We start from the raw sequence: 14695 nt of genomic DNA, 5'->3' as shown, positions 1-14695 counted from the left end.
TTTCAGTCCCTATTATTAAACTAAACATTCCAAAACTCACGATCTAAACTTCTGTATTGTATCGCTTCCGAAATATGATGTGACAGAATATTTTCAGACTCTTCCAAATCGGCAATTGTTCTCGCCACTTTCAAGATTCTGTCATAAGCTCTTGCCGAAAGATTCAGCTTCTCCATTGCCATTTTAATAAGATTAAATGAGGCATTATCCAATTCGCAAAACCGTTCGATTTCTCTCGAACCTATTTGCGCGTTATAACTGATTTTCAAATCTTTATATCGCTCATTCTGAATCTCGCGGGCAATCAAAACCCGCTTACGGATATCTTCACTTTTCTCGCCTTTTCTTTTTTCAGCTAACTGTTCAAATTCCACCTTCTGAACTTCTACATGAATATCAATCCGGTCTAAAAGAGGACCTGAAAGTTTATTCATATATCGCTGCATTTCAAACTGAGACGAAGTATTATTGGGATCATCCGGAAAATATCCGCTCGGACTGGGATTCATTGATGCAACCAGCATAAAACTTGAGGGATAATTTACTGTAAATTTAGCTCTGGAAATCGTCACTTCACGATCCTCCAAAGGCTGTCTCATCACTTCCAGAACCGTTCGTTTAAATTCAGGCATTTCATCCAGGAATAAAACACCATTGTGAGCCAAAGAAATTTCTCCCGGTTGGGGATAGCTTCCACCCCCCACAAGCGCTACGTCCGAAATCGTATGATGAGGTGAACGAAACGGGCGAACGGTCATTAAAGAAGTTTCAGCGCCCATTTTTCCGGCAACAGAATGTATTTTTGTAGTTTCTAAAGCTTCTTTTAAAGTGAGTGGCGGCAAAATACTCGGAACTCTTTTTGCTAGCATTGTTTTGCCGCTTCCGGGCGGGCCGATGAGAATAATGTTGTGACCTCCCGCTGCGGCAACTTCCATCGCTCTTTTAGCAGTTTCCTGGCCCTTTACTTCAGAAAAATCAAACGGAAACTGATTAATTTTTTCCTGGAATTCTTTTCTGGTGTCTAAAACTACTTTCTCAAGAGGTTTTCCGTCATTAAAGAAATCAATAACTTCTTTGATATTTTCAACACCATAAACATTAAGATTATTAACAATGGCAGCTTCCCTTGTATTTTGTTTCGGCAAAATAATTCCTTTAAAGCCTTCTTCACGAGCCTGGATTGCAATTGGTAAAACTCCTTTTATAGGTTGAAGACTTCCGTCGAGAGATAACTCTCCCATAATGATGTAGTCGTGAACATTCTCAGCCACAATCTGATCCGAAGCAATTAAAATTCCGATAGCTATGCTGAGGTCATAGGACGAACCTTCTTTCCGCAAATCTGCGGGAGCCATGTTGATCGTTATCTTTTTCCCTGGGATTTTATAGCCTACATTTTTGAGGGCAGCAGAAATTCTGTAGCTGCTTTCTTTGATCGCATTATCGGGTAATCCTACGAGATGATACCCAACTCCTCCGGTATCGATATTTACTTCAATGGTGATGGTTTGTGCTGATACGCCATGGATGGCACTTCCGTAAATTTTAATCAACATATTTGTGCTTTATGTAAAATTAATAATTTTTTTCTTTCAATCATAAAAAATCGGCACAGAAAACTGTACCGATCAGAGGTATAAAAATGGATGAAAAAGGATATTTATTTTTTAATGAATTTATTTCTGTAAACTTTTCCTTCGGCACTTTTAGAAACAATCATGTAAGTTGCAGGAGTAAGGCTGCTTACGTCAATTGCCTTACCGGGAGCATGATCTTTTATTTGTCTGATCAGTTTACCAGATATATCAATAATAGAGATTTCTTTATAATTTTTGTCCGAAGTTTTACCAATATATAGAAGCTGTGTCGTCGGATTGGGATAGATGCTCAGATCGTTTTCAGACTTCTTTATTTCTCCTGTTCCAAGATTACAGAAATTCCAATTCCCGAAGTTAAGTTTAATAAATGCAAAGGAGCTTAGCATTTCGCACTGATCCGGGCAATATTCTGTACAGGCATAAAACCCGTATTCTCCGTTTGTTGTTGCCTGGTAAACGTCGCCTGTTGCCCCGCTGATCGCACATGGCTCAGTTGGTGAAGGCGGATTGCTGGACGGAAGACATTTGAACCATGTATGATTCCCATATAAAACAGGAAAGCCATTTTCGAGCTGTACCGATGCTCCTTCACAAACATTATACTCCCCGGGAGCAATTTCTTCAAAAGTTCCGGGGGTAAAATTGGCAATCATAAAAGGAAGCCCGTAAGCATAACCATCGGCAAGAATTGGCGTACTTTCGGCAGTGCAGTCGCCTTCTGAAACCTGTACTTTAAAATAATAAAGCATATCTGCTGTTCCGTTGATCGTAAGACTTTGCGAAGTTGCTCCCGAAATAGCCACCCAAGGATTTGTATTGGGAGTCTGCCAATCCCATTCCTGTTTGTACCATTGGTAGCTGCTGAACGTCTGCGATACGGTAAGTGTTTCTGTTTCTGTGTTACAAAATACCACTTTCTCCGGAAACATGGTACCAAGTCTTGGACTTGTAACGGTTGGATTGCATTGTGCATTTAAACTTAGAAGGTTTAAAAATAAAACCGTAAGAAAAATTAGTTTTGTTTTCATATTAAAATATATTTAGTGATTCATATTTTCAGTCAATGGTGAGACGCAGCCCGAATTTTACATTAAAGTTGAAAGGTTTGTCTTTATAAACCGTATTCAGCGGACTATTGTCTTTGAAATGATAACCGACACCGGGTTCTGCGTATACCGCAATTTTATCTACAATCTTAAGTTGAAGCCCTACTGCACTGTTTACCGAAAACTGCATTGGCTTTTTATCTATTTCTTCATTAGCTTCTTCCTTTACTTCGTTGTTTACAACATATTTCGTTTTAATATCTGCTGAAACAGCTTTTTCTGCTATTCCACCTGCTGTTACATATCCGGTAAATCTTCCTTTCTTGATCACATTATAATTAACCTGCACCGGAATGCCGATATAATGAACAGACTGATCACTTTTTATATAATCAGATTCGCTACCAGAACGAAGTTCTGTAGAAAGTTTGGTATAATTAATTCCGGTACCGATTCCCCATCTTTTTCCTAAGTTCCTATAAACGGAAAGCCCAAATGTTACCGGAACTTTATGTCTGATTTTTGCGTCAATAGGCTTATCCTGATTGGCCAGTAAAATAGCTGTAAGCGGATTATCCTGATAACCTGCAGTCCAGATTTCATCGCTTAAGCTCATACTTGCTCCGTTTAAAGTAGCGTATCCGGGAAACTGCTCTGTTGCATTTTGAGAAGTACTTCCCGTCATCATTCCCAACATCCAATCTTTTTTTGATTCGTTCTTCGTAAGTTTCGTTTTATCCGCTTTTTCTTTTTTAGAAATCAGAGCATGGTTTTTTTCGAAGATAATTTCATGATTAAAATCCGGAAATATTATATCTTGTTTTCTAATCGAAACATTCGGAAAAAACAAGTCATTATTAACCTGATTTCCAGAAAGATTATTATTAAACGGTTTTAAAATTTCTTCCTGATATTTTTCAATCTTTTCATTAAAATTTGAGACCTTAAAACTTTTATCTAAATCTGTAATCGCAGGTTTTGAATTACTGAAACTTTCGTCTTGTGAAATATTATTTTTGATACTATTATTTAAATAATCTTCTGCTGAATTCTTTGTTTCGGGCACTTTTGTAAGCACTGAAACACTTTCTGTCTGATCATCTTCAAAAAACTTCACTCCTCCAAAAATGATAAAAGCCAGAACAGCTGCAGCTCCGCTCACTTTATAGAATAAATTTTTAAAGCTTTTTTCAGGAACGATTTTCTTTTGAGCTTTGATTCCGTCTACAGGAACAATCATTTTATCCTGATCATCATCAAACAATTCTTTTTTAATATCATCCCACAACCCTTCCGGAGGTTCTTCTGTATGATCCTCCATTTTATTGCGCATCTTATTAAACCACTCTTCACTCATATTGCGCTATTTTTAATCGTTTATATTCCCTGATTTTCTGAGCCAAAGCCGCTCTTGCTCTGTGAAATTGTGAAGCAGAAGAATTTTCTGCGACTCCCATAATTTCTGCAATTTCTTTATGGCTTTTTTCTTCAAATACAAAAAGATTAAAAACCGTTCGGTAACCTTCGGGTAGATCTCTTATCATTTCCATAATTACGGCTTCAGGTATATGCTGAATATCGGGTTCTTCCTCTACGGTCATATCCGGAAGTTCCGAATCATCAATACAATTTTTAAAATCAGAGTTTTTCTTTAGGAATGTTAAAGATTCATTCACCACAATTCTGCTCATCCAGGCTCTGAGCGAGCCACTTCCTCTATACTGAAAGCTTTCTATGGATCGAAACATTTTTATGAAACTGTTTTGTAAAACATCATGAACGTTATCTCTATCAATAATATAACGCGAACAGATATACGTAAGATTCCCGGAATACACTTCAAAAAGTTCTTTCCAGGCAGCTTCTTCCTTCAACAGAAGACGGTCGATTAAAATCTGTTCTTTGTTTAATTCCATTAATTCTACACAGTAAGACGAGCTTACATCATGCAAAAATAGGCTGCCTTTATAAACTACAGCCTATTTTCACCAATAACCATTTAATTCTTCAGACAATACGGAAAATCATATTTGATGATTTCGAACGGACTTATTGCAGCTCCGTCTACCGTAATTTTTTCTGCAATAATGCCAAATCTAAGCGACCAGTCTTGTCCTACAAAGTATCCTTTTTGCTTTCCTGCAAGTGTTACGACGGTATTTTTCATCGTTCCGTCAACAGGAATTTTAAGGTTTAAGCTTTTCGGTAAAAAAGTAAGCTCTACAGTATTGTTATTTAAATTTAATTTTGACGTATAATTCAGTTTATATTCTATTTTACCCATTTCAGCCAATGCTGTTTCTACCTTCACCGGATTTTTTACTACAGCCTGCACAATTTCCTTCACCGGAAAATCTTTAAAAGTAATCACCGAATCTTTTGCCGTAAATTCATTAATTCTCTCTGTTCCTGTATTTCCTTGTGACACGATCTGCTTTGCTTTATAATTTCCGTTAACATCTTTAATCGCCACCGGAGTCGGCTCATAGTTGTCGTTGCAAGAAACCATCATGATTGCCAACATGATTAAAACTGTTTTAAGTACCGTTATTTTTTTCATTTTTTTAAATTACTTGTTACACATTTTCTTTTGAGTACTCAATAAGTAAATAACGATTCTGAAAAATCCTGCATTAAAAAAGGAAAAAAAAATCAAACACATTGACAACTCACTGATTTTCAAATACAAAATTTAATCAGAAAAAATCATTTTTAGCTTTTTTTAAATTTTGATACATTTGCTATAAGAGACTTCTTTTAAAAACATTCAATATTTATTTATGAGCGTAAAACCTGAAATATCCTGGGCAGATTTTGAAAAATTAGACATCAGAAGCGGAACAATCATTTCTGTAAATGATTTCGAAAAGGCAAGAAATCCTTCTTATCAGCTGGAAATTGATTTTGGAGATTTAGGAATAAGAAAATCTTCAGCACAAATTACGTCGCTGTATAGTAAAGAAGATTTATTAGGAAAACAGATTCTGGCCATAGTAAACTTTCCTAAAAAACAAATTGCCAATTTTTTCAGCGAATGCCTGGTTTTGGGAGTTTATGGAGAAAATCATCAGGATGTAACACTTCTGAGTCCGTCTTTAACCGTGAAAAATGGGCTTCAGGTCGGATAATTATAATCTAAATTTTAACGCAAATGATACAAAATATTCCATTAGAAAAGGTTTTATTCCTTGATATTGAAACGGTTCCAAACGCCGGCTTCTGGGAGGACTTATCCGAAACTGAACAAAAACTTTGGGATAAAAAAACAAAACATCAGCGAAAGGATGAGATCTCGGCTGAAGATTTTTATGACAGAGCCGGAATTATGGCAGAATTTGGAAAAATTATCTGCATCACCATCGGAATGCTTGAGAAAAACGACACTTTAAAAATAAAAAGCTTCGACGGTCATGATGAAAAAAAGCTGCTCTTAGAATTTGGGGAAATATTCAACAGCCCAAGACTTCGGGATGTAATTCTTTGTGCCCATAATGGAAAAGAATTTGATTTTCCGTGGATTGCAAGACGATTTCTCATTAACGGAATAATGCCTCCTACTCCTTTTCAGATGTTTGGGAAAAAACCATGGGAAATCCCACATATCGACACGATGGAACTGTGGAAATTCGGTGATTACAAGAGCTATGTTTCACTTGAATTATTGGCTCACGTTTTTGGAATTCCGACTCCGAAAGATGATATCGACGGATCAATGGTTTCATCAATCTACTACATAGAAAAAGACTTGCAACGAATAGTTGACTATTGTGAAAAAGATGTCTTAACTTTGGCAAACATTTTCAGACGGATGCGTCAGGAAGATTTATTAAAGAGAAACATCAATTTAGATTAAAAAATACCGCTTGACGGTAAGTAAAACGATAAAATGAAATTTACAGACGACCAGATTGCCGATATAGGAGAAGAAATTATAGGCGTATTAAAAACGGTATACGACCCGGAAATTCCGGTAGATATTTATGAATTGGGGTTAATTTATGACGTCCAGATTTCTGATGAAGCCGATGTGAAAATCATCATGACCTTAACAACACCTAATTGCCCGGTTGCCGAAACTTTACCTCAGGAAGTAAAAGATAAAGTAAAAGCTGTAGAAAATGTGAATGAAGTCGAGCTGGAGCTTACATTCGAACCAAGCTGGAACAAAGACATGATGAGCGAAGAAGCGAAGTTTGAATTGGGAATGCTTTAAGATCCGGTTAAAAAAATACCTATATAAAAGCTTTATGAGTTTGTTCATAAAGCTTTTTTTGTGTCGTTAAAATTGTAACGAGATTATTTTTTGAGTATCCTTAAAAACATTTGCTTTCGGTAGTTGATGGGTTTATTCAGGCTCTGAAAATTAAATATTGATGCTTTAGTTCTGTTTCCTAATACAAAATAGAACAAGAAAACCACCGCATTTGCAGTGGATCTATTATTGTCATCATGGCACAAGCGTGACGCTTGCGCCAGCGATGGGAGGTTTTTTTATTATCACCACACGATATAATCGTGCGGGAGCGAGGAGGGTTTTTATTATATCAGCCACGGATTACAAATCCGCGGCAGATGATCTAAGTAATATTATAAAAATAAAAATCTTCAGCTGAAAATCTATCTGTATTTTCTAGATAATTGAAATACTTATCATATAAAGTTCTGTCAATAGACAAATATTTATGATTAACTGAGTCAATACTTATATATTGAATATAATCGTATTTATATAATATATTTTTCAATTCTGTAAGAAATTTATCTTCTATAAAAACGAATGGATAATTAGAATTTATGTATCCTACAATATTATTCGAAAGTTCAATCATGGCAATCTTCTCTACACTTGGTTCGTAGCTTACTTTAAATAATATTTTTAATTCATCAATGATATCAAAAAAATCATAATGTCTCCAATTAACATCTAAATTAATTGCTTTCTCTATAAAGTTTGTTATATTCATATTATGAAATTATTTTGGGGTTCCTGGAGCTCCGTGAATTAAGTTGTTAGCACTCTTATAAACATTAATAAAATTGGTTGGCTGACCATTACTTAAAGTTCCTACATTTGTATTTAATACTGGAACTTTTGCTTTAGTGCCCCCATTATAAAGCCAAAGATTGTTTTTCTCAGCATATTGAGCTGCTTTTAGAACCGCTGCATCAGCATTTATCGTTGGATAAAAAATACTCTTCCCACCTATTCCCAAATCCATTTTATGCTTGAGCATTGCATCTTTTGAAACTGTAAACATGCCATCTGTTAAATTTCCATGCTTGTTTACTGAAAACGCTCCTTTTTCTGCATTTAATATTTTAAGCGCATCGTCCCCCTGTCCTTTTACAACCATTAAAGGAAGTATAGCGTATTTAGCATTAGAATCAGATGCTGCTGCCATTATTCCTAATCCCTCCCAAATACCAAAAGGATCTCCAAATCCTCCCATCATTTTTATACCTCCTACAGGTAATTGGGATGCTCCAGCTGTCATACCTTGAATAACAGTTCCTTTACTCGTCTCAAAAGCAGAGTTTTGAAATCTTCCGTTATGATCCATTACAGTTCCATCGCCAAGTAAAGAATAACTATAATTACTTGTTTCAATTCCTGCAACACTAGTAGAACCCTGTATAGTTGCACTCTCATAAACATTGGTTACATTGCTGTAACCAGCTGCAGATGCTTCAGCTGTCGTATTTACGCTTGCATCATAGGTGTAAGATTTATTACCATCAACTTCTTGCTCAACCCAACCTTCTAACATTCCTGTTGGATCAGTTGCATTGATAGGATTATTAAAGCTGTATCTGAAAGGTGTCATATCAGGATGAGCTTCCGCCAACGGATCTACCACACCCCATCTTCCTAAATCCGGCATATAAAACCTCGCTCCATAATCATACATTCCCGTCTCCTGCAACTCTTTACCGTTGTACTTGTAGTTATAATAACTCCCAAGATAACCTTTATATTCTGTTCCGATATGGTTGAGTCCAAACGGGTAATAATCATTTGTATCTGTAATTTCCACAGAGCCATCTGTTTTTCTTGCAAAGCTTATCCTTGTATTTCCCAAATGATCCCTGTACTGGTAAATATAACGATTTTCAGTGAAACTGTAGAAGCCTTCATTTGTAGCAACAAAATCAAGTTTCCATGGCTGGGATTGAGGGGGACCAGTAGGATCCCATGGATCGATAGTAATTCCTTTTTCAAAAGCTTGCTGCTCATACGCAAATTCTGTTCTGCACCAGGGGCATGGAGCTAAGTTTTCGATCTGCGAATATTGGAATCCATCCAGATAATCAGTTGATATAACACTGGTGGGTTGTCCTCTTCCAATTTTCTGGTTTGAATATATTTTTCTTAACTTAACTCCATCTGCCCTATACAAATAATTTAAACTCGTGTAAGTATCTACGGGTGAAAAGTTTTAGGCAAATTGAGATGGTTATATATAATACTTTGAATACCCTTATCCATCATGTCGATCATATTACCATTTGAATCGTAATTGATTAAGTTACTACCGCCTTCATATCCAGTCTGATTTAGTGCATTTTCAACAATCCTGTTAAGACGATTACCTGTATACTGATAGTCTAGATTGTCAACCAGTGTGGAAGTAAGCCCAAATAAAGGAACAGCCTTGCGCTGAAGATTGATTATGTTTCCATTGAGGTCATAGCTAAGGTATTCATCGAAATTGCCGTTATGAGGATTCGTAGCATTTGGTTCTGCGTAAAGACCAGTTTTTAGCCTGTTTAAATTGTCATAAGTGTAATTGTATCTTTTCAGAATATTTTCCGAGGAATTTTTCCAGTCGATCTCAGCAATATTCCCGTTAAATTTTCCGGAGGAGACATTTGAGTAAACCGGATTATGATATTTAATCTCGTAACCGAAAAACTTTCCGTTAAGATTTGCCGGATCATTGATTTTGGTAACCCACCCCCGAATGTTGTACAGATAATCTACAGCCTGAAGCCCACTGCCCGCAACTATACCTCCTACCTTTTTGGTTTCAAGCTGTGAAAGCTCATTGTAGGTATTCTGTGCAAGGTATTCAACAGGATTATTGTCAACCTGATGTTTGTGAACTTTTAGCCTGTTCTGATGATCATATTCAAACGTTTCTGTTATTACACGTTCCGTATCAGTATCCAGCCTTTTATGTCGGGTAATCATTTGTTTTGGAGTACCCGAAAAATCAAGCTCAGATTCTGTTTTTGTGTAGCCTCCCAAATGGTTAACCGAATGCGTCGCTAAAGCCCTCCCCCTGGAATCGTACCACGTATAGTTCTTCGTCCAGTTGTCATCCTCTATGTTTTTGATCAGCGTCATGACAGGCAGGCTTTTGGTGCTTACGCTGTTGCCCGTACTGTTGTCACTGATCACAGCCACACCGAAAACCGTGGAAGGGAAAGCGGGATTAAAGCTGTAAGATGCATACGTATCATAGTAGTTGATGCTCAAAATCTTTACGTACTTATAATCCGACGGGTAAGCCCTGCCCGAGTAAAAAACCTCCATCCCCTCATGCATAAAACCTGAGCTTTCAATACGGTTCATATTGTTGCTCCCTTTCAAATCGGCATCTGCCTGTTCTGTTAAACGATCACCTCCTGTGCTGAGCCCCGTGAAGGCAACCCTCCCGAAACGGTCATACTTCGTGAAAAGCCACTGTCCTTTTTCTGTCAGATTAGAATCCTGCGACCCAACCAGACGGTCCTGCTTATCGTAAACCATAAACTCCCAGCCCTTACCCGGAAGCTTCTTCTCAACCAAACGGTTGCGGCTGTCATATTTATACTGGTAGCAAAGATTGCTTAATGTGACAGGATCAACAGCATTCGCTGCCACTGCCAATGGCGGGATAACATATGCCAATTGGTTGTAATCGTTATAAACATAGTATGTGTCTGCTTCAGTGGTTGCATCAAGCATTTTCCTTACCAGGACAACCTGCCCCTGGCCATTCTTGAACTCTATCGTTTTATTGCCGTCTTCGTCAGTTACCGTATTCTTATACAGCTGACCCGCTCCATAAGGAGTCGGAGACAATGTTATCTCAGAACTGAAGCTGGCGTAATCAAATGTTGCCACATATTTTTTGACTTCTCCGTTTTCATTGGCTTCATAGCCAAACTTTACAGGTTTACTGCTCCAGGCCGTACCAACCTGTCTTTGCTCCAAGACCCTGTCCAAAGGAGAAGCTTCAAATTCTTTCTTGGAAAATATTATTTCTGATCCGTAAATATCTGCCTGAGTGGCATTGGTCAAAGGACTCGTTACTATGGCTCCGTTAGCTGTCCCGCTTTGGGGCACAGGAAGGTAATCCATAGCCTGCCTCCCGTACTGGTCATATACAAAGTGCGTAACGACATCCCTTCCCAGCGGGGAAGCCTTGATGTTCACTGCCTGCTTGGGTCTGCCCAAGCCGTCAAGATACTGTACGCTCTCTACACTTTTTGGCGTAGAGCCTGTTGGATCGGTCAGATATGTTTTAGTGTAAACGTAGTTTTCATTCGTGCTTAAATTTAAAGTCTGTGCATGGGAAAACCCGGCTACAAACAAAGCACTGATGGGTATGATTATTTTTTTCATGGTTTGGTTTTATTGCTTGTAGTTGTACTTGAACTCTTTTAAGATTTTACCTGACGCACTGTTCTCCCTGATCTCTTTTAAGCGGTTTGCCGTATCATAAAGGTAAACTTCCCTGATTCCTGAGGGTGGCGTAATGCTGGTTACCCCGATCAAGGGATCGTAAGTATACGTCGTGATCTGAGCTTCGGATAAATCCGGAAGCTGCCTGAAGGCGTTAAGCTGAGCAATCAGGTTAGCTTCATTTGAAGGGTTCAAAGCATCCTGATCCGAAGCACTCACTATCGATGATGCCAAAGCACTCACCGCAGAATAGGGATAATTAGCCACCTTTGCAATAGGCTGCGTACCGTTATAACCCCAGATTATTGAGACCACTATCCCATCCTTAGTCGTATACTGCAATAGATTGCCCTTTGCGTCATACTGGTCATAGGTAACCGCTGTTTCTAAAGCTGCATTCCCAAAAGAAGATTGTATCTGATTTGGAAGATAGGATAAATTCCCGTTCCAATTATTTGCATAATTGATTTTCTTCGCTTCTATTAATTTACCATCTTTAAAGCTTTCAATTTTCTCTATTTCAGAAATTCTATTTTGAGAATAAACAGAATTTCCTGAATGATAGAAATAAAGAGATTTTAATTCTGTTCCTTCTTCTGTATTTGTAGTGTATGAAGATATTTTTTTATTAGTCGGATTATATTCAAACAGTTCATTTTTTTGCAGAACTGTTTGAATCCCATTTTTGTAAAAATAATTTTTAGTTTGAGTAGAATCAAGTTTAGCCCAACCAAAAGCTTCTACAAGCTGTTGATTAGAAGTAAAATTGATTGGGTAACCCGGAATCGATGAATAATTCTTACTGTTACAAATTGAAAAGCATGCCGGAAATGTCATTCCATATTGGTTTAAGGTGATAAGATAGTTATCATAATTATTCCATATATTTCCTTTATAATCGGAACTTTGCCAGAACTTATGTCCCGATATTTCCTCATAATCCACAAAACTATATGAATTTGTTATTTCCGAAAGTTTTCTGTTACTGCTGTCATAGTTTTTTTCATTTAGTAATAAGCCTCTTTTATAATCAACATTCTTTGAGGGAATATAGGGTACTCCAATATTATAGTCAGATTCCGGATAATCGATGGGACAAGTGTATGTATATTGCTTATATCCCTTATCCGTTTCAAAAACCTTAACATTTTTATATCCAACATGAGCTCCCTGAGTACTCATTACAGGCATTTCACTGAAATCTTTGACTTCAGTGTAAAATGCTACTCCTGTAGTGGTAACAAAGTTTCCGTAAATATTGAAACAATTTGTATCAAGGTTAACAGTTCCCTCGGTTTCAAAAATAGGAGCCTGGTGAACCAAAGCGCCACTACTTTTATTTTCATCAGAAAAATCATTGTAGTCGTATCTTTTAACTCTTGATGGATATGAATTCAAATTTAAATTACTGAAGTCAAAATATTCAATATTTACAGGCGATTCATAATATTGAATTTCCTTTACTCTTATACCACCACCATAAAGATATTTTTTTTGTGGAATCGATTTTTTATAAAAATCAATTATAACTCCATCTATGCCATTATAGTTGAGATCAAATGCTGTTCTAACGATCCTGTAACTTTTATTGGGATCTAAAGTTATTTCCACACAACAAATAGGATTATTGTAATGACATAAGAGATTTGTAGTTTCTACAAGTTGTCCATTTTGATAAGCTTGAAGCATCATATGAACAGGTGCAGTTGTCTGATCAGAAGGAACAACAATTGAAGGTCTAAATATTGCTGTTGTCTCTGTCGTGATTGGCGGAAGGAATACTGACCCATTACTTGTAAAATCATATGATAGGTTTCTAAACTTTACAAGATTCTCATGGTTTTTGCTAAAATCTGTAATTTCCTGATCTCCTACGAATGAATATGTATTACTTTCAAAATTAAAAAGTGCAGCACCTCCGGTTGGATATTTTATACCTAATAAGACATCTGTTGTAGCAACACTGAAGGGATTTACAGATTCTGTATGTTTATAACCACAATCTCCATCATCACTGATGCCCAAATACCCCCAGTTATCTTTTTTAAAGTTATACATAGCAGAACCATCAACTGCTTTGTAGCTTAATTCATATTTATTAATGTAATTTCCGTTTTTGCTTAACTCTATTTTTTTAAGCAACATTCGTGAGTATATACTGCCTGTAGAATAATCGTGACTAAAAGAATATTTTTTAATCTCATTATTCCCATTGTCAACCAATCTTATACTTGTGAGACGAGGAGCCTGATTACCGATATTAAGATTTGTATCACTTCTACCCGGCGTATAACCAAAATATATTTTACCTATCTGTTATTGAAATAGTTTTTAACTTTCTGACCTGTGTAACATTTGTTTGGTTTCGTATGATTTCCCTGGGCAGTTCTCCCATGCAGTTGGCATTCTGTTCAATTTGCAGATCTGAATAATATCTTTTTGTATAAGTTGCTTTGCTGTACCCCTCTTTGTATTGCGTTTCATATTCAAATCCAAGAATCTGATTACCATTATTATCATATACTGAACTTAACTGAAATGCACTTATATATTCTTCTTGAGGGGAAAATACATCATTAGAATTCGCTATATCCGAGGTTCGTGTTGCTGTCATTCCGTTTGATACCTCTTTAATATTAAATTCAAATCTGTACCCTTTTTCATCATAAATTGTAAATCCCGATGGTACATATGGATTATTGTTTACAGCAGAATAATGATTTATTATTTTGAGTCTATGATCAGAGAGTGGTACTACCTGTAATAGTCCCTGAGCATTTTTTTTTATATAGAAACGACCTGTATGTCCCATAAAGTTAAATTGCCAAAGATCATGTTCAGTATCAAACTTACCACGTTTTACGGTATCCCAATAATATCTATTTGCTTCATTAGGCTGATTATATGCAAACTGTGACAAATTAGCTATTTTATCATAGTAATAATTATGGTGATAATTAACATTGGTATTATGGTAAATACCTACATTACCCGGCTCAGTTGAACCATCAAGTTTGAATACTTCATCGGCAAGTCCTCTAATGGTTCTTGAAATTGTTCCTCCAGCAAACAAATTCCAACCTAAACCCACATCGCTTGCAATTTCACTGACTGCTGTACTCGATGCATGATACTTTAATGAAACGTCTATACTGAAATCTTTTGACGAGGTTGGAACATTTATAAGTGGTAATGAAATATCGGGAATTCCTGTATAGTTATTTACAGGCACTTCTTCAAATTTCATTAATGAGCTAACGGATGGAGAAGGTGGAACAATTTGCGGAGTACCTATATCAATAGTTGGGGTCTGTGATTGTGCGGACAATATATTCATTAAACATAGTGTCTTTATGATTATAATGTTTTTCTTCATGTAT

Annotated in this window: 13 protein-coding genes; 3 read left to right on the top strand and 10 right to left on the bottom strand. The window is 36.7% G+C overall.

The window, feature by feature from the left end:
• Positions 1–20 precede the first annotated feature (20 nt).
• The 5 genes from ACR1PN_RS07950 to ACR1PN_RS07930 form a co-directional block, all read right to left on the bottom strand.
• Positions 21–1556, bottom strand: a complete 1536-nt coding sequence (locus tag ACR1PN_RS07950; RefSeq protein ID WP_433979599.1) for a YifB family Mg chelatase-like AAA ATPase — start codon at positions 1554–1556, stop codon at positions 21–23.
• Between the two features lie 104 nt (positions 1557–1660).
• Positions 1661–2626 (bottom strand): T9SS type A sorting domain-containing protein, encoded by a 966-nt coding sequence (locus ACR1PN_RS07945; RefSeq protein ID WP_433979598.1) that lies wholly within the window; start codon positions 2624–2626, stop codon positions 1661–1663.
• 28 nt (positions 2627–2654) lie between these two features.
• Positions 2655–4001, bottom strand: a complete 1347-nt coding sequence (locus ACR1PN_RS07940) for an outer membrane beta-barrel protein (protein WP_433979597.1) — start codon at positions 3999–4001, stop codon at positions 2655–2657.
• The gene (locus ACR1PN_RS07935; RefSeq protein ID WP_433979596.1) at positions 3994–4560 is read right to left on the bottom strand and encodes an RNA polymerase sigma factor; all 567 of its coding nucleotides are present in this window, start codon (positions 4558–4560) and stop codon (positions 3994–3996) included. The genes ACR1PN_RS07940 and ACR1PN_RS07935 overlap by 8 nt, the downstream gene beginning before the upstream one ends.
• A gap of 83 nt (positions 4561–4643) precedes the next feature.
• Entirely contained in the window at positions 4644–5204 is a 561-nt protein-coding gene (locus ACR1PN_RS07930; protein WP_433979595.1) for a DUF4840 domain-containing protein, read from the bottom strand.
• A gap of 220 nt (positions 5205–5424) precedes the next feature.
• Between ACR1PN_RS07930 and ACR1PN_RS07925 the strand changes: the two genes are divergently transcribed.
• The 3 genes from ACR1PN_RS07925 to ACR1PN_RS07915 are packed head-to-tail and all read left to right on the top strand — an operon-like array spanning position 5425 to position 6857.
• Positions 5425–5772: a tRNA-binding protein gene (locus ACR1PN_RS07925; RefSeq protein WP_433979594.1), complete on the top strand. Its 348-nt coding sequence runs from the start codon at positions 5425–5427 to the stop codon at positions 5770–5772.
• 23 nt (positions 5773–5795) lie between these two features.
• Positions 5796–6497, top strand: coding sequence for a 3'-5' exonuclease (locus ACR1PN_RS07920; protein WP_433979593.1), 702 nt, complete (start codon positions 5796–5798; stop codon positions 6495–6497).
• A 33-nt stretch (positions 6498–6530) separates the two neighbouring features.
• Entirely contained in the window at positions 6531–6857 is a 327-nt protein-coding gene (locus ACR1PN_RS07915) for an SUF system Fe-S cluster assembly protein (protein WP_433979592.1), read from the top strand.
• A gap of 364 nt (positions 6858–7221) precedes the next feature.
• On the opposite strand, the gene ACR1PN_RS07910 is transcribed toward ACR1PN_RS07915, so the two are convergent.
• The 5 genes from ACR1PN_RS07910 to ACR1PN_RS07890 form a co-directional block, all read right to left on the bottom strand.
• Positions 7222–7608 (bottom strand): hypothetical protein, encoded by a 387-nt coding sequence (locus ACR1PN_RS07910; protein ID WP_433979591.1) that lies wholly within the window; start codon positions 7606–7608, stop codon positions 7222–7224.
• Between the two features lie 9 nt (positions 7609–7617).
• On the bottom strand, positions 7618–9042 hold the full coding sequence (locus tag ACR1PN_RS07905; protein ID WP_433979590.1) for an RHS repeat-associated core domain-containing protein: 1425 nt from the start codon (positions 9040–9042) through the stop codon (positions 7618–7620).
• A 23-nt stretch (positions 9043–9065) separates the two neighbouring features.
• Positions 9066–11255, bottom strand: a complete 2190-nt coding sequence (locus tag ACR1PN_RS07900; protein WP_433979589.1) for a DUF6443 domain-containing protein — start codon at positions 11253–11255, stop codon at positions 9066–9068.
• Between the two features lie 9 nt (positions 11256–11264).
• Positions 11265–13460, bottom strand: coding sequence for a hypothetical protein (locus tag ACR1PN_RS07895; RefSeq protein ID WP_433979588.1), 2196 nt, complete (start codon positions 13458–13460; stop codon positions 11265–11267).
• Between the two features lie 160 nt (positions 13461–13620).
• The gene (locus tag ACR1PN_RS07890; RefSeq protein WP_433979587.1) at positions 13621–14691 is read right to left on the bottom strand and encodes a hypothetical protein; all 1071 of its coding nucleotides are present in this window, start codon (positions 14689–14691) and stop codon (positions 13621–13623) included.
• Positions 14692–14695: the final 4 nt, after the last annotated feature.

Source organism: Chryseobacterium sp. RLHN22 (genome assembly GCF_051011795.1).
Taxonomy (GTDB): Bacteria; Bacteroidota; Bacteroidia; order Flavobacteriales; family Weeksellaceae; genus Chryseobacterium; species Chryseobacterium zhengzhouense.
The sequence above is the reverse complement of the archived record's forward strand: the minus strand, read 5'-3'. Positions and strand labels throughout refer to the sequence as shown.